The following is a 21,441-nucleotide window of genomic DNA, read 5'->3' as shown; positions in this document are numbered from 1 at the left end:
CGGCCGTACGGACAGGCAGTACGCATGACAGGCAGTGAGGAGGGACGTCGGGAATGAGTACCAAGGACTTCGTGGAGAAGGACTACTACAAGGTTCTCGGCGTCCCCAAGGACGCCACCGAGGCCGAGATCAAGAAGGCGTACCGGAAGCTCGCCCGCGAGTTCCACCCGGACGCCAACAAGGGTGACGCCAAGGCCGAGGAGCGCTTCAAGGAGATCTCCGAGGCCAACGACGTACTCGGCGACCCCAAGCGGCGCAAGGAGTACGACGAGGCGCGGTCGCTGTTCGGCAACGGCGGCGGCTTCCGGGCCGGCCCCGGCGCCGGTGGCGGCGGATCCTTCAACTTCGACCTGGGCGACCTCTTCGGAGGCGGCCCCCAGGGCGGCGGCCAGGGGTCCCAGGGCCAGAGCGGCGCCGGCGGCTTCGGCGGCGGGCTCGGGGACGTGTTCGGCGGCCTCTTCAACAGAGGCGGTCCCGGCACGGGGACGCGTGCGCAGCCGCGCCGCGGCCAGGACATCGAGTCCGAGGTGACGCTCAGTTTCACCGAGGCGGTCGACGGGGCCACGGTCCCGCTGCGGATGTCCAGCCAGGCGCCGTGCAAGGCGTGCTCGGGCACCGGCGACAAGAACGGTTCGCCGCGGGTCTGCCCGACCTGCGTGGGCACCGGACAGGTGTCGCGCGGCTCGGGCGGCGGCTTCTCGCTGACCGACCCGTGCGTGGACTGCAAGGGCCGCGGGCTCATCGCCCAGGACCCGTGCGACGTCTGCAAGGGCAGCGGCCGTGCCAGGTCCTCGCGGACCATGCAGGTCCGGATCCCGGCGGGCGTCAGCGACGGCCAGCGGATCCGGCTGCGCGGCAAGGGCGCGCCCGGTGAGCGCGGCGGTCCGGCGGGCGATCTGTACGTGGTCGTCCATGTCGGCTCGCACCCGGTCTTCGGCCGCAAGGACGACAACCTCACCGTCACCGTGCCGGTCACCTTCACGGAGGCGGCACTCGGCGGCGAGGTCAAGGTCCCGACGCTGGGCGGGCCGCCGGTCACGCTGAAACTGCCCGCGGGCACGCCCAACGGCCGTACGATGCGCGCCCGGGGGAAGGGTGCCGTACGTAAGGACGGCAGCCGTGGCGACCTCCTGGTCACCGTCGAGGTGGTCGTCCCCAAGGATCTCGGCGCCGAGGCCCGTGACGCGCTGGAGACCTACCGGAAGGCGACCGCGGGGGAGAACCCGCGGGACGAGCTGTTCCAGGCAGCGAAGGGAGCGTGACTCCAATGGACGGGGTCGGGCGGCGTCGGCCGCACTCATCGTTCAACCGAGCCTACGAGCTGACCGAAGAGTCGCCGGTGTACGTCATCTCGGTGGCGGCCCAACTGTCCGGTCTGCACCCGCAGACGCTGCGCCAGTACGACCGCCTCGGCCTGGTCTCACCGGACCGTACGGCGGGCCGCGGCCGGCGTTACTCGGCGCGCGACATCGAACTGCTGCGGCAGGTGCAGCAGTTGTCGCAGGACGAGGGCATCAACCTCGCCGGCATCAAGCGCATCATCGAGCTGGAGAACCAGGTCGCGGCGCTCCAGGCGCGCGTGGCCGAACTGGGCGCGGCGGTGGACGGCGCGGCGGCGGCGATGCGCCAGCGCGAGGCCCAGGTCCACGCGTCGTACCGGCGGGACCTGGTGCCGTATCAGGACGTACAGCAGGCGAGCGCGCTGGTGGTGTGGCGGCCGAAGCCGAAGCTGTCGTCGGACTAGGGCGTGTTCTTAAGGTCCCGTCCGGCCCGGGCGATCTCGCATGACGGTCCGTCGGTTTGTCCGGCGGGCCGTTTCGCGCACGAGGCTCCCGTGCGTCGAGAGAGGTGTCGTAGTCTCATCTCTCCGGCACGGGAGCCTCTTTGCGGTCTGGTCGGGTGGGTCACCTTGCGCGACGTCACCCGCGAGGGCGACCGCTGACGGGCAGCATCAACCGCAGTGGACGTTCGACCACTTGCCGATGGCGACGGTTGACCCCGAGGGGTTGCTCACCTCACCGGAAACGGTGATGCAATCTCCGTTGGTTTCGCTCAGCGAGACGGGCCCGGCGTACTGCGAGTACCTGCCTTTGTCATCCGCCCGTCGGCTTCCCTGGAAGAGGTGGACCTCCAACCCATGCGGCGTTCCCGCGTACTTCTTGGCCACGTTGACGATGCAGTTGGTTCCGCCGCTCGCACTTGAGTAGTAGACGTTGATGGTTCCCCACGTGCTGTTGTCGGACCCCTTGATGTTGTACTGACCGACCAGCGACCCACCGCACCCGTAGCCGGCCGCGCTCGCCGTGGGAGCCGTGATCAGACCTATTCCTCCCATTCCCAGGACGAGAGAGACGAGAGTAGCGAAAGTTCGACGCATGCAGATTCCGTTTCATCGAGTCGATTGTTCCAGCGCTCGTAACCAAGCCTCAACCCTGCCTCACTTGAATACCAAATACTCTTCCTCTCCGCGCCGCACTCCCTGCCTGGGCGAGTGATTCCACTCTCTTCTTGACAAGCGCGTCGGCGAATCCCGGAATAGCTTATTCCAAACGATTCGCTTGCAGGACGGCTCATTGCCGCGAGCAAAGATGTGCGATGGCGCCTTCATTCCCGCGCCACGGCATTATGCAGGGGCATGCCTTGGAGCGCATCAAAGTAATCTGCACGGTGGTAGAAGTCGAGCGAGCGACGGTAAATGGTCTGGTTTTCGACACGGGCACCTGGGACTTGAGGCGTGAGTGGCTGAAAATGACCGGTTCAGGACCGCGTGTGGACCATGCGGCGGGCGGACAGGGGCCGGCGCATCCCAAGCTCACGATCACCTGCCCCCGGCGTCCGGGGCCGTGTTGCTGACCATGTTCCAGGCGTTTTCTCGTGCTTTGCGCCGTGCTGCCGGCTCGGCCCCGGAGCATCCCGACCTCCGCGAGGCGGTCCCCGCCCGGCGTGACCGCCAGGGCGGCGTCCAGCGGGACCCTGTCCGGATCGTGTACGGCCTGCGGCCTACGCCACGCTCGTTCCGGCTGTTCGCTTCCGTTCTTGGCTGATCTGTCCCGTTCTGAAGCCCACCGTTTTATGCAATGCAGCAAGGTGAGGGTGTTGAAGCAATCGCTACTGGGCGATTGTTGGTCATGGCTGCGAGTCACGAACTGTCCATCGTGGCCCCGTCTTTGCAGAGCGAAAGGAAAGCCGTCTTGAAGAAAAGACCCATCGGCCGACTCTCTCTGATCTTCTCAGTGGCGTCTGCCGCGCTGTTATTTCCCACCAGCCCCGCGAACGCCTACGTCACGTACACGGATGACGAGTGCAGCTCATCGACCAGATGTTTCGCGGTGTTCTACAACAGCATGCGGAACATCGGACTCTTCTCGAGCCCGTGCTTCATCACCAATGGGAGCGAGCACTCGCACCAAGGCTTCGACCAACTGACGTCGTCAGGTATGCAACAGGTGCGCTACCAGTTCAACCACGGAACCGGGTTCGACACCGGACTCCCGAACGGGAGCAAGTGCCGTGCGGGCGACCCCGGCTCGGGCGAGGGTGTGAAGAACAACGCCGCCGGAGCGGCCAACGGTGACTCGCGTGCCCACCGCATCTACTACAACACGGGCTACGGAGGCACCTATCAGACCTTCCAGGCCGGGGCCATGGCCAACTTGATTCCCGCTCTCAAGAACAACAACGCCAGCAGTAAGAGGCTGTGATGACTGTGCGACGACGACTTCTCGTTCCGCTTGCCGCAGCCTCACTGGCAATGATCTCCGCAGGCTGTGGTCAGGGGCAGACAGAGGTCCCTCAGACGGTGGCGGACGACGGCGCGGCGGCCCGGTCCGCGGCTCAGGGACCGAGGATCTTCGAGGACAACTGGCCCGAGAAGGTCCCGACCAGCGGTCTCACCAAGGGCCTGGTGCTGCCATTGGAGACGTACATGATCTCGTACGCCGAGGAGGTCGCCGTCCAGCAGGCCCGGGACACCGCGGAGATCGCCTGTATGAACCGGTTCGGGTTCACGGACTGGCGTACGGAGGACCTCGGCACTTCACCGCCGCCGGCCGACAACGCGTCCAACATGCCGCGCCGTTACGGGCTGACAGATCTGGCGCAGGCGCGGACGCACGGCTATCACCTTCCCTCCACAGGGCGGGAGAGCACGCCCCCGCCGGAGCAGGACACACCCGAGGCCGCCACGGTTCTCACCGGACAGGACGGGAGCGAACCACTCACCTCCTTCAAGGGGGAGGAGTTGCCGGAAGGCGGCTGCACCGGTGAGGTCGGGCGCAAGGCCCCCACACCCGACGTGGCACTGGTCGAGCGGCTCAACACCGAGAGCCTGGAACTCTCCCAGCGGACCCCCGCGGTCAAGGCCGCCATGGCGCGCTGGGCGTCGTGCATGAAGGGCCGCGGGTACCAGGTCGACACCGTCTGGGAGACAGCCGACGTGGCCGGTGCGGAGGCGGAGACGGCCGACCAGGATGAGATCGAGGTGGCGACGGCCGAGGTCGAGTGCAAGCAGGAGACAGACCTCGTCAAGATCTGGTTCGCCGAGGAGACGACCATCCAGAAGCAGCTTGTCGACGACAACCAACAGGCTCTCGTCGGTGCCCAGTCACAGTTGAACAAGACCCTGGGCAAGGCCGCGGCAGTCAACCGGAGCGCCGGCCTTCGGTGACGCCTTCCGCGCCGGACCAGGTACCGACGGTGCGGCACCCATACCCCTCCGGCGCGCATCGCACGGATCCGTGACGTCGCGCGGATCGGCCCCATCGCCGTACGACACCACAAAGAGCCGCCGTCGGGGCAGCGTTGACGACTACCGACGGCGGCTCTTTCGGAGTGCGCTCACCCCACTCGGGGTTGGCGAAGACGGAGAGGAAGCCCGGAATGGAACTACGCCGAAGAACCAAGAAGATCCTGGTGGCCGCCACCGCCGGCCTCATGCTCAGCGGGACGTTACCCGCCCTGTCCTGGGCCGCGCCCGCATCGCCAAGCGGTGCTGATGTGGCAGCGACCGAACCACCGCCGCCGGATGTACTGCCGCTCTCACAGCGGGACTCGGTGCTCGGGGAGGACTGGGAGAGTTCACGCGACGTGGTCTGGTCGACCACGGGCGACGCCGGTGGATTTCATCTGCTGACCGCCCGTGAGAAGGACGGCTACGCATGGCGGACGGCGGCATCGCTCTCCGAGCCGGGATTCGACGCCGACGCGTGGATCGGCAATGTGTGTGTCACGGCGTCCGGACAGCGGGCAGTCGTCGTGTACGCCCCTCGCACATTCACCAACAAGGCCGATCTGATGGCCCGTGGCGCGTTCACCGCCGTGGTCGACCTGGACACGGGCAAGGTCCGCAAACTCAAGATCAAGGCATCGCTCTCCTACTACAACCCCGGCTGCGGTACGGGCGAGGATGTCGTACTGACCCAGTCCGGCGGTGAGGACCTGCCGGGCACGCGCCTCATACGTGTGGACACTGTCACGGGCAAGGCACAGCGGCCTGTCACCACCACGGGCCAGATCACCTCCGCCGTGCCGCTCGGCGAGACGGGCATGGTGGGCGCCGCCGCCGGTGCGGTCGTCCAGGTCAACGCCTCGGGTACGACCACCGCGCTGGCGCGTACGGACGGAGTGCCTTACCGGCTCTCGCCCGACGAGGCGGGCGGTCTGGTGTTCCTGGACAAGCGGGACGCCGTCGCGAGGGTGAAGAGGGTCACCGCCGCCGACGTGACCCGGCGCAGTGCGGACCGGACCCGGCCGGAAGTCCTCGTTGAGGGCGCGGCCACCGAGACCGGGCTGACCCGCAACGGAACGCACGTCTATGTCACGGGTCCCACCAAGTCCGTGGCGAGTCTGCCCGCGGTGGTCCGACGTCTGCCCACCACGGCCAAGACCGCGACTGTGTCCACGACGGGCTCCGCCACGGTCGGTGTTCCCCAGTGGGACGACGGCAAGGGCACGATGCTTCTGCCGGGCGAAGCCGGCGAGGGCCGGACGGTGAAGACGACCGTGTCTCTCCTCGACACCGGCCGACGGATGGCCTTCTCGGTGGATCCCGAGCGCCGGCCCTCGCCGTACGCCGCGCAAGGTACCGCACTGTCTCCCGGAGTGACCGGCGGCAATTCACCGGGGCAGGACAAGGCCAAGGGTGCGGGAGCGGCGGCGGACGCCTCTCCCATGGATCCGGTCGAGGAGGAACGGACCTGCGCCGTACCGCGCAACGATCCCCGGAACCAGGCGATGCAGCCCAAACCACGCCAGGTGGAATGGGCGGTGAACCAGGCGGTCAAGGGCTATCTCAACACCTGGATCGCGCGCCCCGCGAACTGGAAGAACCTCGGGATGCCCGCCTACTCACCGCAGACTCTCTTTCTCAATCCCCCTGTTGAGGGCGGTGACCGTGTGATGGCCCAGGTCATGCTGGGCATCACCACGCAGGAGTCGAACATGTGGCAGGCGGCGCGGTCGGCGGTGCCTGGTGTCACGGCCAACCCGTTGATCGGCAACTACTACGGCATCGACCTCTACGACGGCGAATCGAGCAACGACTGGGACGTCAACTTCGCCGAGGCGGACTGCGGGTACGGGGTGTCCCAGGTCACCGATCACATGCGTATGGCAGGTCGTGAAGGTGAGGGCCAGCTCCCGGCATGGCCCTATCAGAAGCAGCGGGCCGTCGCTCTCGACTACACCGCGAACATCGCCGCAGGGCTACAGATCCTCGTCGACAAGTGGAACACCACCCGCAAAGCCGGGATGACCGTCAACCACGGCAGCGCCCTGCGCCCGGAGAACTGGTACTACGCACTGTGGGCGTACAACTCGGGCTTCTATCCGAAGAAGACTGACGGGTCTCCCTGGGGACTGGGCTGGGCCAACAATCCCGCCAACCCCGAATGGGACGCCGGCAGACTCCCCTTCATGGAGAACGCGAGCGGTGGCGAGGACGCCAGCGCCGCGGCCCGGCCGCAGAACTGGCCCTACCAGGAGAAGGTCCTCGGTTTCGCGGCCCATCCTCCTTCCTTCCTGGAGTCCCCCGGCAAGATGGTCCCCGCCTTCCGGCCTTCCACCTGGAACGGGACCAACCAACCCGTGTCCATCAAGGGAAGCGCGCTCTACAATCGCGCCCGGGTCAAAGCCCCCGAGGACGCGTTCTGCACGAGTGCCAACGAGTGCACCCCCAGCCGGATTTCGGACAGCGCCTCCAACGACTCAGAACTCAGCGGGCCTTGTGGCCGCAGCGACTTCAAGTGCTGGTGGAACAAGCCCATCACATGGAAGGAGGACTGCTCGACCACCTGCGGATTCGAGTTCATCCGGTTCGACGAGACCTACCCGGAAGAGGCGGACGGCACGGCCTACCCGCCCGTGTGCTCCACCACCGGGCTGCCCGCCGGGGCGCGGATTGTCGACGACGTCCCCACGGGTACGCCGGTGGTACGCCCCGGATGTTCCAACTCCTGGAGCAATGACGGAGAGTTCTCCTTCACCTTCCACAAGAACACCACCGAATCGGTGTACCCGTCCAAGGTCGACCTGCATCAGCTCGGCGCCGGCTTCGGCGGTCACTTCTACTTCGGCCACACCCGTCAGAACGACAGCAAGGGAAATCGACTGAAGATCACTGGTACCTGGTCGTTCGGCACGGCCATCAACGGGCCGGCGAAGATCATGGTCCATCTGCCTGACCACGGCGCGCAGACGAAAAAGGCGAAGTACGTGGTCGACACCGGTAAGGGAGTTCGATCGAGAGTTGTTTCCCAACCCGGAGACGGCAACAGATGGAAAACCATCGGCGCCTTTATGTTCAACGGAAAGCCGAAGGTGACGCTCGACAGCATTACGCCCGACGGAACGGGTGACTTGGACGTCGCCTTCGACGCGGTCGCCGTGGTGCCGATCCAGGGAACCTACACCGAGAGGACCGTACAAGCAGTCGGTTTCTTCGACGAACACCAGAACCTCGACACCGATCCGGAGTCCACGGCGCCGCTCGACACTCCGTTCAAGAATCGGCAGACCATCTACGACTGGGGTGTGTCGACCTCCGGCGCGGTGACCTCCGTCCCCACCTGCATCGACCTGCCGACTCCGAACTGCGTTATGCCAGAGACGAAGGCCGCGATGGCGAGCTGGAATCAAGCGGTCAGGGACGCGGGAACCGATCCGACGAACCATCCCGACGGCGCGGGCATGACGAGTTGGCTGAACTTCGCCAATCCGTACACCTACCGGCCCACCAGCGACGCGAAGCCGTACTTCTTCGATACGGACGACGGCAGCTACAAGATCCGTAACAAGGCTACGGTCTCGTTCGTGAAAGATGAGAGCGGAAAAATAATCGAGGGGAGTGAATTCGTCGAATATGACGACCGCACCGCGGACACCCACCTTCCTCGATTCGTCCGGGATACGTTCGCGGTCCTGGAGGATGAATACGGCATCGCCCCGCCCGACCTCAACTACACCAGCAAGGACATGAACGAGCACAACGGGCTCGAGACGACCACCGACACCAACTCAACCGGAGTCCTGCCCGGCCGCGCATATGCCGCGATGGGCCTCGGCCCCACCATCGTCGAAGGCGGAACCTGCGTGCGCGCTCTGAACACGTCAGGAGGATCAATCGGCTACCGGCCCATGCTCGCTGATTCCGGAGCGACTTCTTCCGTCGCTCGCTGGAAGGATGAAGCGGAGAACTCGCCCGTGGTGAGTGATTCCGTCGCGGCGGTGGCGGGCGAGATATACAACGCCTTCTTCAAGCCGGGCATCACCGGGTCCCTGCACAATCAGGCACCGCCTATCTGGCAGGAGTTGAGCTTCCAGCTCTGTACGGACGGGAAAATCCGGCCTTACGACGGAGATCCGATCCTCAGAGCCAGCCATATGCCCAACCAGTACCTGTACCTGGACGACAAGGCGATTGATCAGACCGGCGCCTATACGAACAGCGCCAGTCCGCTGCTGAAGGGAGACTTCGAAGCGTTCAGCGCGGTGATCGACCTCACTGGGCATGGAATGCCGTACGGCGAGTGTGGGCCGACCACAGGGCGAAGCGGTAATCCATGGGGTATTGACGTAGGTCTGGACGGCCCTGGGGTCAACCCCAGCGGCAAGTTCTGTTCGTGGCCGAGCACCAGTCCATCGGACGAGTACAGCAGCTAGGCTCCACTTCATCTTGAGGGCCCGCCAGTCCGACTGGCGGGCTCTCAGGTCTGTTTCAAGGCGGACCACGAGAGAAAGGAAGATGCGTAGTGGCTTTTGGATTCCTCATATATCTGGCCCTGGCGATGGCGTGGGCTGTCGTGCCATTCCTTGCGATGAAGCAGGAGCGCTTCGCGGTAAATCTGCTTGTCGGCCACGTCGCGCTCAGTGCTGCCGCCTATCTTTCTGCCGCAACACTTGGCGAGTGGGGGCCGGCAGTGATTTTCTGTGCAGGCCCCGGCGTGTTTATGTCACTGTTTTTTATTTTCTTGAAGGTGGCTTTTCCCGACAAGAAGAACGGGTCGTCCTGAATGGGGTGTCTGGGGTTTGGCGAGGCCCGACTGGACCAGTAGGGCGCCGAGGTGGGTGCGGCTGGAGGCGCCCAGGGCGTGCATGAGTTTGGCTATGTGGGAGCGGCAGGTGCGGACGCTGATGCCCATGCGGCGCGCGACCATCTCGTCCGTCGTGCCCTCGGCGAGCAGGCGGGCGATGCTGTGCTGGACCTCGGTGACCGGGGTGTCCGGGGCTGTTGGGGGCAGGTGTTCGGTCAGGGGGGTGCCGTGCGCCCACAGCACGTCGTAGACCTGGATGAGGTAGGTGACCAGGGCGGGGTGCCGGATCTCCAGGGCGGTTGTGCGTTGGGCGTTGGCGGGGATGAGTGCCATTTCGCGGTCGATGATGATCAGGCGTTCGACGGTCTGCTCGACGGTGCGCACCTCCAGGTGGTCCGCCGGCATGCACGCCATGTAGTCCTTGAGGTGGGGGTTGTACCGCGCGGGGTGTTGGTAGATGTGGCGCAGCCGGGCGCCTCGTTCGATGGCCGCGAGAGAGTTCTTGAGCCCTTGCTCCAGGGATGTTTTCGTTCTGTTGCCGCCTGGTTGTGCGGTGAGGATTTCCGTTGTGGCGGCGGCTGATGCCTCGCGCAGCACGGAGGTGATGAGCGGGACTCCCTCAAGGACGGTGATGGAGAGGTTGGGGTCGCGGCTGGGCACCGCCGTCAGTGGTGCCAGGGAGTCGGCGAGGGCGGTGGTGAGCCGTACGCGTTCGTGGATCTCCCGTGTGATCGGCAGCAGCAGGTGTGCGAGGGCGGCCGAGGGGGGTACGGGGCGTAGCCATTCGGCGTCCATGGGGTCGGGGTGCACCAGTGCCATGTCCGTCAGGCACGGAGCGGCGGTCAGTGCCGCGCGGCCGATCCCGTCGTTGCGCAGGGCCTCCGTGTAGAGCCGTACAGCCTCGTCGCACAGTTCCCGATCGCCATGTGGATGCGTCAACTCTGTCTTCATTCCTGCCACTTGGGTCCCGTTCCTTACGGGTGTTCAGCGCGTGTCCGGCGGGCGCGTCGTCCCGGCGGCCACCAGGCCGGACTGGACGAGGAGGGCGCCGAGGTGGGTGCGGCTGGAGGCGCCGAGGGTGTGCATGAGTTTGGCTATGTGGGCGCGGCAGGTGCGGACGCCGATGCCCATTCTGCGGGCCACGACCTCGTCGGTGGTTCCTTCGGCGAGGAGGCGGGCGATGCTCTGTTGGACCGAGGTGACCTGGGCGCGGGGAGTGGGCGCGGGCAGGTGTTCGGTCAGGGGGGTGCCGTGCGCCCACAGCACGTCGTAGACCTGGATGAGGTAGGTGACGAGGGCCGGGTGCCGGATTTCCAGGGCGGTTGTGCGTTGGGCGTTGGCGGGGATGAGTGCCATTTCGCGGTCGATAATGATGAGGCGTTCGACGGTCTGCTCGACGGTGCGTACCTCCAGGCGGTCCGCCGGCACGCGCGTCATGTAGTCCTTCAGGCGCGGGCTGTAGCGCGCGGGGTGTTGGTAGATGTGCCGCAGCCGGGCGCCCCGTTCGATGGCGGCCATAGAGTTCATGAGTCCCTGGCTCATCTCGTCCTTCGTCCTGTTGCCGCCTGGTTGTGCGGTGAGGATTTCCTTGGTGGCGGCGGCTGATGCGTCGCGCAGCACGGTGGAGATGAGCGGGACGCCTTCGAGGACGGTGATCGAGAGATTGGGGTCGCGGCTGGGCACCGCGGTCAGTGGTGCCAGGGAGTCGGCGAGGGCGGTGGTGAGCCGTACGCGTTCGTGGATCTCCCGTGTGATGGGCAGCAGCAGGTGTGCGAGGGCGGCCGAGGGGGGTACGGGTCGTAGCCATTCGGCGTCCATGGGGTCGGGGTGCACCAGTGCCATGTCCGTCAGGCAGGGGGCGGCGGTCAGTGCCGCGCGGCCGATCCCGTCGTTCCGCAGGGCCTGCGTGTAGAGCCGTACAGCCTCGTCGCACAGTTCCCGATCACCGTGCGGGTGCGTTAACTTTGGTCCGGTTCCTGCCACTTGGATACCCCCCGTTTTCTGCAATGCAGGAAGATGGCGGTGGTGGGATTCTAGCTAGTCGGGGATCGTTGCCGGTGTTGGGAGTGAGCAACTCCCAGATCACATCCCGGTCGTGGCCGTGTCGCCCCCCGATGCGGCCACGACCTCCCTCCCCCGGCGTGATGGTGTGTGGATGGATGGGGGTACGTGTCAGTGGTCCTGGTCCAGGATTCCCGACTGGGCGATGAGATAGCCGAGTTGGGCGCGGCTGCCACTGCCGAGTGTGGTGTTGAGTTTCGCGATGTGCGCGCGGCAGGTGCGTACGTTCATGCCGAGCCGGCGCGCGATGGCCTCGTCCACGTGGCCGTCGACGAGGAGCTTGGCGATGGACCGCTGGGTGCTGGTGATGCCGTCCAACTCCGGTGCGTACGACATCTGTTCGTCCCAGGGCCTCCCGTGCAGCCAGAACTGTTCGAAGACGCCGACGAGATACTGGACCAGACCTTCGTGACGCAGCTCCAGGGCGATCTGGCGGTCGCTGCGGGCCGGGACCAGTGCCACCTTTCGGTCGATGATGATCAGTCGCTCGATGATCTCCTCGAGCGTCCGTACCTCGGCGCCGTAGGGCGCGACGTGTTCCACGAAGGCCAGCGTGGACGGGTGGTGGCGAGCGGTGTGCTGATAGAGGGTGCGCATCTTCACGCCGCTGCTGAGCAGCGGTGCCACCCGCTCCAGCCCCTTCTCCAGGGTGTCGGGCCTGCGTCCGCTGCCGGGCTGGACGGTCAGCAGCTCCTCGGTGCACTCGGCCGTGAGGCGGTCGAGCGTGGTGTTGATGAGGCTCAGCCCTTCGAGCACGGTGATGGCGTGCGTTGTTGACGGGTCCATGGCGGTGAGCGTCATGAACGGTTCGAAGGTGTCCGCGAGCGAGATGGCGACCTGTCGACGCTCCTGGATCTCACGCTCGATGGGATGCGTGAGCTGGTTGAGCGCGATCGCCGGAGGCACCGGGCGCAACCACTGGGCGTCGTCGGGATCCGGATGCAGCAGGGACAAGTCGAGCAGGCAGGGCGCCGCTTCCGTGTCCGACCGGGACAGTCGACCGGAACGCAGAGCTGCGGCGTAAAGGTTTTTGCCTGCTTCGCATAGTTCGCCAGGCCTGTGCCTGTGCCCTGAAGTAGCCCTATTTGACTGCATTTGTCACCCCCTCAGGGTCCTGAATTACAGGAACATGATGCCCGTGCTTGCTGGTGGTTGCGTGAAGTGTGGGCCATCGTCTTAGACGCGGGGGGAGGGATAGTGATCAGAATGGGGTGGAGATCGTCCATGAAGAGGATGGTTCGCACACTTTGCGCGCTAGCAGTAGTCGCGGCTGCGTTCAGCGTCGCGGTGAACGGTGACCCCACTTGGGAAACCGAGCCGGCGCACGTCGAGCTGGCTGCACCCGGTGAGCCCACGTGGGAAAGCGCACCGGTGGATCTGGGCGCATGACTGTCCCGCCCGACGACAGGGTCTTTCGGCGTGAGATGGCCTCGGCCTACCGGTCCGGATGGCACTTCATCGATCTCGTCACGGCGATCCCACACCGTGGTGACTCGCTGATGGTCACCCTGTTCGGCGAGCCGGTGGTCGTCGTCCGCGAGGAGGACGAGGACGTCCGCGCATACCGGTGTCTGAGGAAGCCCCGGGGGGCGCCGCAGCCCGTGCGCTGCGCGATTCGGTACGACATGATTTTCGTCAATCTCGACCAGCGTGACCACCAACTGGTCGAACCACAGACCATTTCCGCCACCCCCCGCAGTGCCTGAGCGATTCCCCCGTCGTAGTAGATCGCTCCGGCACTTCCCCCACACAGCGGCGCCATCGTGGACCTGAAACGCGATGGCGCCGCTGTGCTGCCCGCGTGCGGGTCGGCGCTTCCCCGGTTTCCCCGGCTTCCTCCGTAGGGCGCCGTGCTTCCGTACGGCGCCGTGCCCCTGTACGCCGCGGGTCATCCTCGGCCCAGCGCGCGGGTGACGGCGATCTCGATGACGATCCGGTCCGGATTGGGCGACGGTACGCGCTCGTAGCGGGCCGCGTAACGGCCTACGGCGTCCGCGACCCTGTCGGCCTCTGTGCGTACCGTCGCGATGCCCTCAAGCGTCGCCCAGCGCCTTCCTTGGGCCTGGCAGACCGCGACCCGCCCTCCGTCGGGGCCCGCCGCCAGGATGTTGGCGACCTTGGCCGAGTTCTTGTTCGTGATGACACGTGCCAGCGCGGCCTGCGGCTCGTACGTCACGCCCACCGGCACCACATGGGGCGTGCCGTCCGGCCGGAGCGTCGTCAGGGTGCACAGGTGGCGCTCGTGCCAGAAGGCGAGATATTCGGGGTCGGGATCGCGTACGTCTTGGGCCATGCCGGAAGAATAGGCGCGTATCGGCCTCCGGGGGGCGGGGCGGCGGGAGTTGGGCGTTCCTCCTTTGGTGTTGAGTGGAATAGACTCAACTTTGCGTACGCTGGGTGGGTCAGGTCCCAGGGTTGGGGAGGGGACGGGCCCGAGTCGAGGAGGAGAGAGACGCACGTGGACGCCGAGCTGACGAACAAGAGCAAGGACGCGTTCAACGCCGCCACCGAGCGCGCGGTGTCGGCGGGCCACGCCGATCTGACCCCCGCGCACCTGCTGCTCGCGCTGCTGGCGGGCGAGGACAACGAGAACATCACCGACCTGCTCGTCGCGGTGGACGCCGACCAGGCTGAGGTACGGTCCGGGGCGGAGCGGCTGCTGGCCGACATGCCCAGCGTGCGGGGCTCCACCGTCGCGCCCCCGCAGCCCGACCGCAGGCTGCTGGGCGTCGTCGCCGACGGGGCCAAGCGGGCGCGGAAGCTGGGCGACGACTACGTGTCGACCGAGCATCTGCTCATCGGGATCGCGGCCGAGGGCGGCAAGGCCGGGGACGTACTGGACCGGCAGGGCGCCGGTGCGAAGAAGCTGCTGGACGCGTTCGAGAAGGCAAGGGGAGGACGCCGGGTGACCACACCCGACCCGGAGGGCCAGTACAAGGCCCTGGAGAAGTTCGGCACCGACTTCACGGCCGCCGCGCGCCTGGGCAGGCTCGACCCGGTCATCGGCCGGGACCAGGAGATCCGCCGCGTGGTGCAGGTGCTGTCGCGACGTACGAAGAACAACCCCGTCCTGATCGGTGAGCCCGGCGTCGGCAAGACGGCCGTCGTGGAAGGGCTCGCGCAGCGCATCGTCAAGGGCGATGTGCCGGAGTCCCTGAAGAACAAGAAGCTGGTCTCCCTGGACCTGGGCGCGATGGTCGCCGGCGCCAAGTACCGGGGCGAGTTCGAGGAGCGGCTGAAGACCGTCCTGTCCGAGATCAAGGAGAGCGACGGGCAGATCATCACGTTCATCGACGAGCTGCACACCGTCGTGGGCGCGGGCGCCGGCGGCGACTCCGCCATGGACGCGGGCAACATGCTCAAGCCCATGCTGGCGCGCGGCGAGCTGCGCATGGTCGGCGCGACGACGCTGGACGAGTACCGCGAGCGCATCGAGAAGGACGCGGCGCTGGAGAGGCGCTTCCAGCAGGTGCTGGTCGCCGAGCCGAACGTCGAGGACACGATCGCGATCCTGCGCGGACTCAAGGGCCGATACGAGGCGCACCACAAGGTGGGGATCACGGACGCGGCGCTGGTGGCCGCCGCGGCGCTCTCCGACCGTTACATCACCTCGCGGTTCCTGCCCGACAAGGCCATCGACCTCGTGGACGAGGCAGCGTCCCGCCTCCGTATGGAGATCGACTCCAAGCCTGTCGGGATCGACGAACTCGAGAGGACGGTCGACCGCCTCCGTATGGAGGAGAAGGCGCTCGAGCCCGCCTCGGACCCCGCCTCCAAGCAGCGTCTGGAGAAGCTGCGCCGCGACATCGCCGACCGCGAGGAGGAGCTGCGCGGGCTCAACGCGCGCTGGCAGAAGGAGAAGCAGGGGCTCGACCGCGTCGGTGAGCTGAAGGAGAAGCTGGACGAGCTGCGCGGGCAGGAGGAGCGCGCGGAGCGCGACGGCGACCTCGACACCGCGTCCGAGCTGCTGCACGGCGAGATCCCGGCCGTGGAGCGGGAGTTGGCGGAAGCGGCCGAGGGGAAGCAGGAAGCCGCCAAGGACACCATGGTCAAGGACGAGGTCGGCCCGGACGACATCGCCGACGTCGTCGGGGCGTGGACCGGGATCCCGGCCGGGCGGCTGCTGGAGGGCGAGACGAGCAAGCTTCTTCGTATGGAGGCCGAGCTGGGGCACCGGCTGATCGGTCAGCCGGAGGCGGTCGGGGCGGTGTCGGACGCGGTACGGCGCACCCGCGCGGGCATCGCGGACCCGGACCGGCCCACCGGCTCGTTCCTCTTCCTCGGACCGACCGGTGTCGGCAAGACCGAACTGGCCAAGGCGCTGGCCGACTTCCTCTTCGACGACGAGCGGGCCATGGTCCGTATCGACATGAGTGAGTACGGCGAGAAGCACTCCGTCGCCCGGCTCGTCGGCGCGCCACCCGGTTACGTCGGTTACGAGGAGGGCGGCCAGCTCACCGAGGCCGTCCGCCGCAGGCCGTACAGCGTGGTCCTGCTGGACGAGGTCGAGAAGGCGCACCCGGAGGTCTTCGACATCCTGCTCCAGGTCCTGGACGACGGCCGGCTCACGGACGGCCAGGGCCGGACGGTGGACTTCCGCAACACCATCCTGATCCTCACGTCGAACCTCGGCAGTCAGTATCTGGTCGATCCGATCCCCTCGGCGCAGACGAAGAAGAAGCAGGTGCTGGACGCCGTACGCAGCTCCTTCAAGCCGGAGTTCCTGAACAGGCTGGACGATCTGGTGGTCTTCTCGGCCCTCTCCACGCAGGAGCTGGCCCGGATCGCCGACCTCCAGATCGCACGCCTCGCCAAGCGCCTGGCGGACCGCCGGCTCACCCTCGACATCACCCCCGACGCCCTCGCCTGGCTCGCCGAGAAGGGCAACGACCCGGCGTACGGCGCGCGTCCGCTGCGCCGGCTGATCCAGACGGCGATCGGCGACCAACTGGCGAAGGAGATCCTGGCGGGCGAGGTGGTGGACGGCGACACCGTGGGGGTGCGGCGCGCGGGGGACGGGCTGATCGTGGGGCCGCTGACACGGGGGGAGGAGCCGCAGGACGCGGGCGTGGGGCCCGGTGACGCGGGCGTGGGGCCCGCGTCGGGGGCGCCTTCTTTGGAGAAGACGCCGTAAGGCTGGGTCGGGCCTCGGTGCGGGTGTGCGTGTGGGTCCGCGCGCGGGCCCGCGTGTGATTGCCGACGGGGTGCACGGTTTCCGCATAGGGATCGCGGCTAGGGTCGTTGCCAGACAACGGCATGCCATCCTCAGGAGAATCCAGCGATGACCATCGACCCGTCCTCGATTCCGAATTTCGGGGCCCAGCCCCAACCGCAGGCTGCGGGACCGGCGGGCCCTGTCGTCCCCGACCAGGATCTGGTCAAGCAGCTCCTCGATCAGATGGAGCTGAAGTACGTCGTCGACGACGAGGGTGACCTCGCGGCGCCGTGGGAGGAATTCCGCACGTACTTCATGTTCCGCGGCGAGGGCGACCAGCAGGTCTTCTCCGTGCGGACGTTCTACGACCGGCCGCACGCCCTCGAGGACAAGCCCAAGATCCTCGACGCGATCGACGACTGGAACCGTCGCACGCTGTGGCCCAAGGTCTACAGCCATGTGCACGAGGAGGAGGACGGCCCCACGACCGTCCGGCTCATCGGCGAGGCCCAGATGCTGATCGGCACCGGGGTCAGCCTGGAGCACTTCGTGTCGTCGACGGTCAGTTGGGTGCGGGCGTCGATCGAGTTCGACAAGTGGATCGTGGAGACCTTCGGGCTGACTCCGGCGGAGGAGAAGCCCGCGGAGGAGAAGCCGGCCGACGACGCCTGACAGCGATTCCGGCTGTTCCTGCCGGCTACAGCGGCATTGGGGCCAGCGCCAGCAGATACGTCCCGTAGCAGCACGACAGCCCGGCGAGGGCCGCGATCAGCACGATCGCCGCTCTCGGCCGGGCTTTCGTGAGCGCGCACGCGAGCGGGAGCAGCAGCGGGAACGCGGGCAGCAGGAAGCGCGGCTTGGACTCGAAGAACCCACCGCCGCCGACCGCGATCAGGAGCAGGACCCCCGTGTAAACGAGCACGGGCAGCGGTGGGCGGTTCTCCCGGTCCACGACGAGCAGCGCGAACAGCACGAGGGCCGTGGCGACGATCAACGCCGTCATGGGGGAGGCGAGTTCGGTCGGCCGTAGCGCGATGTCCCGTACGTTGAGCACGTTGTCGGCGCCGAAGTCGAAGCGGGACCGCCAGCCGCCCTGCACGGCGAAGTAGCCCCGGAGCGGATCGCCGGTGCGTACGCCCACCCAGAGCACGTAACCGCCCCAGCCGAGCGGCGCGACGACAGCCGCCGCCCAGAGCCGCCAGGGGGCGTGCGCGCGGCGCTTCCACAGCTCGTACACCGCCGCGACGCACACCGCCGCCGCGATCGCGACCCCGTTGGGCCGGGACAGGCCCGCGAGCGCGGCCAGCGAACCCGCCCACAGCCAGCGGCCGGTGAGCACCGCGTACAGGGAGAAGGCGGCGAAGGCGGTGAGCAGCGGTTCCGTGTACGCGAGGGAGAGCACCACCGAGTGGGGGAGCAGGCCCCACAGGAGCACCAGGACAACCGCCGTGGTGCGGCCGTGGAGGCGTTCGCCGAGGAGGAAGACGCCGAGGGCGGCGGCCGCGGCGGCGACCCAGGAGACCAGCAGGGCGGCGGTGTCGCCGCCGAGCGGGAGCACGGTGGTGACGGCGCGTACGAGACCGGGGTAGAGCGGGAAGAACGCCAGGTCGCTGTGGACGGCGCCGTCGGTGAAGTGGAGCGTGTGGCCGTAGCCGTTGGCGGCGATGCGCGTGTACCAGACGGAGTCCCAGGAGCGGGTGAGGAGTTGGTGCGGGGAGCGGCCGACGTGCTCGGCCCACAGGCACAGGACCAGCACACCGGTGAGCCGGGCGGCGGCGAACAGCCCGAGCGCGGGGGCGGCGCGGCGCAGCGCCGCGGCGAGTCGGGCGGCGCGGCGGCGGGGGCCGACGGTGGTGAAGGTGACGGCCGGGGCGGCGCCGGTGGTGTCTGCGGTGTCGGTGGTGTCGGTGGTGTCGAGCGTGTCGGCGGACAGGGGGCACCTCCGGGCGCGCGTGATCGGTCGCCCCGACCCTCCGCGCGCCCCGCACCGCGCGCGACCGCTGGCCCGCCGACCGGGTACGAAGCCGCGCCGTACGAGGGGCGCGCGAAACCGCGCGGCGTGTCGACGTGACAGGCGCGCGGGGCGGGGGCGGGGCGGGTGGGGCGGTTGGGGCGCTCTCCACCGGCGACACAGGCGCTTCTGCCGACTCGCGGGCCCGTGACCGGGCCACCACCTCTCGGCGACGGCGAGACAGTCGACCGACCGCGCACCGAGCCGTGTCGATGCCGGGAAGACGCACTGTCCCGGACACACCCACAGGTGGTAATCAGAACACGATCTGAGTACAGTCTGAGTATGAGCGTCTCGCATCTGGCAGCAGAGCCGGAGTCCGTTTCTTTCACCGACCTGTCCCGCAATCCGAAGGGTGTCGCGGCCAGGGCCGCGGCCTTGGGACATCTCCGCGTCACCCATCGGGATGCGCCCGACATGGTGCTGACCACAGCCGTGCGCGCGGAGCACGCCGAGGAGAATCTGACCACCGCCTCCCGGCTCTTCCTCGCTCTGATGAAGCAGGACGACGGGGCCAAGTCGCTCCTGCTCGCGCTGCCCGAGGTGTTCCCCTGGGTGCGGCATTTGGACGCGGAAGAGGTTCGAGCTTTCACCGTCGAGCTTCTTGGAGCGCTGTCCGACGCCGCCGAGCTCGGGGCGGGGGAAGTCGTGCATCGCACGATCGTTTCCTGGCGCGCCACTGCCCGCGTCAACGCTGACCCTGACCAGCTCAGGGAATCCCGGCGTCCGCTCGACGGTGACGATCTCGGTCCGGTCGAGGTGCCTGCGTGAGCCCGAAGAAGGGTGATCGGGTCAGCGTCCCTCCGCTGAGCGGTTGGAACGTCGTCTTCGGTACGGACGGAGGCGGTGGCGGGATGGGAGCAGTTGTGCCGAGCCGTGTTGCCGAACGCGCATCGTTGCCTGGACGCGCTTCGCACCGACCCGCAGTCCCGATCCAACTGGAATCGCCAGCACCAACTCCGAGGGAGGCATGCCACCAAGGAGTGGAAAGGGTCCGAGCTGGAGCAGTGGGAGTACGAGATCACCAGCGGTGGCCGGGTCCGCTACCTGGTCAGCCCCGAGACCTCGACGGTGATTCTCGTGTATGCCTCGCCACGGCATCCGAAGGACACCGAGTGAGCTGCGGCTGATCGGGCTGCGGTCGGCAGCGACCACTGCCCGCGTCGTACCGCCGGGGCGGGTGTCCGGTCGCCGGTGGGTGTCAGGGGGCGAGGCGTTTGAGGCGGGTTGCCGCTTCCGTCAGGACGTCCGTGCGCTTGCAGAACGCGAAGCGTACGAAGGGGGCGCCCTGGTCGCGGTGGTCGTAGAACACCGCGTTCGGTACCGCCACCACTCCGCAGCGCTCCGGCAGCGCGCGGCAGAAGGCGAAGCCGTCGGTTTCGCCGAGGGGGCGGATGTCGGTGGTGACGAAGTACGTGCCCGCCGGGCGGTAGACCTCGAAGCCGGCCGCCGCGAGCCCCGCCGACAGCAGGTCGCGCTTGGTGCGCAGGTCGTCGCGCAGCTCGTCGAAGTAGCTGTCCGGCAGTCGCAGGGCCTCGGCGACGGCGTACTGGAAGGGGCCCGCCGAGACGTACGTCAGGAACTGCTTCGCGGCCCTGACCGTGGTCACCAGCTCCGGCGTGGCCGTCACCCAGCCGACCTTCCAGCCGGTGAACGAGAAGGTCTTGCCGGCCGAGGAGATGGTGACCGTGCGCTCGCGCATCCCCGGGAAGGACGCGAGGGGCAGGTGTTCGCCGTCGAACACCAGGTGTTCGTAGACCTCGTCGGTGACGACCAGCAGATCGCGCTCGACGGCGAGCGCGGCCAGCGCCGTCAGTTCCTCGCGGGTGAGGACCGTGCCGGTGGGGTTGTGGGGGCTGTTGAGGAGGATCAGGCGGGTGCGTGGGGTGACCGCGGCGCGCAGCTCGTCCAGGTCCAGGTGGTACGCGCCGTCGCGGGGGCGCAGCGTGACGGGGACGCGGGTGCCGCCCGCCAGGGCGATGGCGGCGGCGTACGAGTCGTAGTACGGCTCCAGCGCGATCACCTCGTCGCCGGGCTCCACGAGGGCCAGCAGCGACGCGGCGATCGCCTCGGTGGCGCCCGCCGTGACCAGGACCTCGGTGTCGGGGTCGTACGTCAGGCCGTACCGCCTCGACTGGTGGTCGGCGATCGCGGTGCGCAGCTCGGGGACGCCGGGGCCGGGCGGGTACTGGTTGCCGCGGCCGTCGCGCAGGGCTCGTACGGCCGCCTCCCTGATCTCCACCGGGCCGTCGGTGTCGGGGAAGCCCTGCCCGAGGTTGATGGCGCCGGTCCGCACGGCCAGCGCCGACATCTCGGCGAAGATCGTCGTCCCGAACTCCGCGAGGCGTCGGTTGAGCAGAGGGCGCCGGGGCGCCGGGGCGTCGCTCGCGGCGGGTGCCGGGGGATTCATGGCGGTCATGGCGGCCATCCTGCGCCGAAGCTCTGGACTTGCTCAAGTCTGCTTTGGGCTCGCGGGGCACCGGGCATCTCAGTCAGACAGTCACACAGGTGCACGGGTACGTAAGTACCCAGAGGAACGGTGCGAAAGGTGATCACTGGCGAAGCCCGTCCCGCGACGGCGCGGGGGCCTCGCTTCGGGGGACGGAAAGACGGTGAGAACGATGGACTCTTCGGCAGTGGCCTTCGGGTTTCTCCTGGTGTGGATAGTGGTGTTCCTGTACGTGGCG

17 protein-coding genes and 1 pseudogene are annotated in these 21,441 nt (G+C 67.6%); 11 read left to right on the top strand and 7 right to left on the bottom strand.

Annotated elements, in window-relative coordinates; translation table 11 throughout:
* The first annotated feature begins 53 nt into the window (after positions 1–53).
* Positions 54–1,262 carry a molecular chaperone DnaJ gene (gene dnaJ / locus OG329_RS18375; protein ID WP_405796441.1) on the top strand — a complete coding sequence of 403 codons (1,209 nt, stop codon included), beginning with the start codon at positions 54–56 and terminating at the stop codon, positions 1,260–1,262.
* 5 nt (positions 1,263–1,267) lie between these two features.
* Positions 1,268–1,744 carry a heat shock protein transcriptional repressor HspR gene (locus OG329_RS18370; RefSeq protein ID WP_405796440.1) on the top strand — a complete coding sequence of 159 codons (477 nt, stop codon included), beginning with the start codon at positions 1,268–1,270 and terminating at the stop codon, positions 1,742–1,744.
* A gap of 207 nt (positions 1,745–1,951) precedes the next feature.
* Here the strand turns inward: OG329_RS18370 and OG329_RS18365 are convergent, their stop codons facing one another.
* The gene (locus OG329_RS18365) at positions 1,952–2,335 is read right to left on the bottom strand and encodes a hypothetical protein (protein WP_405796439.1); all 384 of its coding nucleotides are present in this window, start codon (positions 2,333–2,335) and stop codon (positions 1,952–1,954) included.
* Between the two features lie 994 nt (positions 2,336–3,329).
* Here OG329_RS18365 and OG329_RS18360 point away from each other — a divergent pair.
* From OG329_RS18360 to OG329_RS18345, 4 genes are all read left to right on the top strand, one after another.
* Entirely contained in the window at positions 3,330–3,701 is a 372-nt protein-coding gene (locus OG329_RS18360; protein WP_405796438.1) for a hypothetical protein, read from the top strand.
* Positions 3,702–3,799: 98 nt separating this feature from the next.
* A complete protein-coding gene (locus OG329_RS18355; RefSeq protein WP_405796437.1) occupies positions 3,800–4,666 on the top strand; it encodes a hypothetical protein in 867 nt (288 codons plus the stop codon).
* 212 nt (positions 4,667–4,878) lie between these two features.
* Positions 4,879–9,156: a hypothetical protein gene (locus OG329_RS18350; protein ID WP_405796435.1), complete on the top strand. Its 4,278-nt coding sequence runs from the start codon at positions 4,879–4,881 to the stop codon at positions 9,154–9,156.
* A gap of 89 nt (positions 9,157–9,245) precedes the next feature.
* Positions 9,246–9,506: a hypothetical protein gene (locus OG329_RS18345; protein WP_405796433.1), complete on the top strand. Its 261-nt coding sequence runs from the start codon at positions 9,246–9,248 to the stop codon at positions 9,504–9,506.
* Here the strand turns inward: OG329_RS18345 and OG329_RS18340 are convergent.
* From OG329_RS18340 to OG329_RS18330, 3 genes are all read right to left on the bottom strand, one after another.
* On the bottom strand, positions 9,447–10,478 hold the full coding sequence (locus OG329_RS18340) for a LuxR C-terminal-related transcriptional regulator (RefSeq protein WP_405801898.1): 1,032 nt from the start codon (positions 10,476–10,478) through the stop codon (positions 9,447–9,449). The two genes, OG329_RS18345 and OG329_RS18340, sit on opposite strands and share 60 nt — an antisense overlap.
* 33 nt (positions 10,479–10,511) lie before the next feature.
* Complete coding sequence (locus OG329_RS18335; RefSeq protein ID WP_405796432.1) at positions 10,512–11,369, bottom strand: LuxR C-terminal-related transcriptional regulator; 858 nt, start codon at positions 11,367–11,369, stop codon at positions 10,512–10,514.
* Positions 11,370–11,699: 330 nt separating this feature from the next.
* Positions 11,700–12,683, bottom strand: a complete 984-nt coding sequence (locus tag OG329_RS18330) for a helix-turn-helix transcriptional regulator (protein WP_405796431.1) — start codon at positions 12,681–12,683, stop codon at positions 11,700–11,702.
* A gap of 290 nt (positions 12,684–12,973) precedes the next feature.
* Between OG329_RS18330 and OG329_RS18325 the strand changes: the two genes are divergently transcribed.
* On the top strand, positions 12,974–13,294 hold the full coding sequence (locus OG329_RS18325) for a hypothetical protein (protein ID WP_023539836.1): 321 nt from the start codon (positions 12,974–12,976) through the stop codon (positions 13,292–13,294).
* 182 nt (positions 13,295–13,476) lie between these two features.
* Here OG329_RS18325 and OG329_RS18320 read toward each other — a convergent pair whose 3' ends face one another.
* A complete protein-coding gene (locus tag OG329_RS18320) occupies positions 13,477–13,881 on the bottom strand; it encodes a pyridoxamine 5'-phosphate oxidase family protein (protein WP_405796429.1) in 405 nt (134 codons plus the stop codon).
* A gap of 165 nt (positions 13,882–14,046) precedes the next feature.
* On the opposite strand from OG329_RS18320, the pseudogene clpB reads away from it, so the two are divergent.
* Together clpB and OG329_RS18310 are read left to right on the top strand one after the other, a co-directional pair.
* Positions 14,047–16,629: pseudogene (gene clpB / locus OG329_RS18315) on the top strand (ATP-dependent chaperone ClpB); the annotation flags it as partial.
* Positions 16,630–16,869: 240 nt separating this feature from the next.
* Entirely contained in the window at positions 16,870–17,415 is a 546-nt protein-coding gene (locus OG329_RS18310; RefSeq protein WP_405796427.1) for a YbjN domain-containing protein, read from the top strand.
* A 25-nt stretch (positions 17,416–17,440) separates the two neighbouring features.
* Here the strand turns inward: OG329_RS18310 and OG329_RS18305 are convergent, their stop codons facing one another.
* A complete protein-coding gene (locus tag OG329_RS18305) occupies positions 17,441–18,997 on the bottom strand; it encodes a mannosyltransferase family protein (RefSeq protein WP_405796425.1) in 1,557 nt (518 codons plus the stop codon).
* A 42-nt stretch (positions 18,998–19,039) separates the two neighbouring features.
* Between OG329_RS18305 and OG329_RS18300 the strand changes: the two genes are divergently transcribed.
* Positions 19,040–19,525 carry a prevent-host-death family protein gene (locus OG329_RS18300; protein ID WP_405796423.1) on the top strand — a complete coding sequence of 162 codons (486 nt, stop codon included), beginning with the start codon at positions 19,040–19,042 and terminating at the stop codon, positions 19,523–19,525.
* A gap of 75 nt (positions 19,526–19,600) precedes the next feature.
* The gene (locus OG329_RS18295) at positions 19,601–19,873 is read left to right on the top strand and encodes a hypothetical protein (RefSeq protein ID WP_405796421.1); all 273 of its coding nucleotides are present in this window, start codon (positions 19,601–19,603) and stop codon (positions 19,871–19,873) included.
* An 82-nt stretch (positions 19,874–19,955) separates the two neighbouring features.
* On the opposite strand, the gene OG329_RS18290 is transcribed toward OG329_RS18295, so the two are convergent.
* Positions 19,956–21,173 carry a pyridoxal phosphate-dependent aminotransferase gene (locus tag OG329_RS18290; protein WP_405796419.1) on the bottom strand — a complete coding sequence of 406 codons (1,218 nt, stop codon included), beginning with the start codon at positions 21,171–21,173 and terminating at the stop codon, positions 19,956–19,958.
* Positions 21,174–21,441 lie beyond the last annotated feature (268 nt).

Source organism: Streptomyces sp. NBC_01506 (assembly GCF_045040295.1).
Taxonomy (GTDB): Bacteria; Actinomycetota; Actinomycetes; order Streptomycetales; family Streptomycetaceae; genus Streptomyces.
The sequence above is the reverse complement of the archived record's forward strand: the minus strand, read 5'-3'. Positions and strand labels throughout refer to the sequence as shown.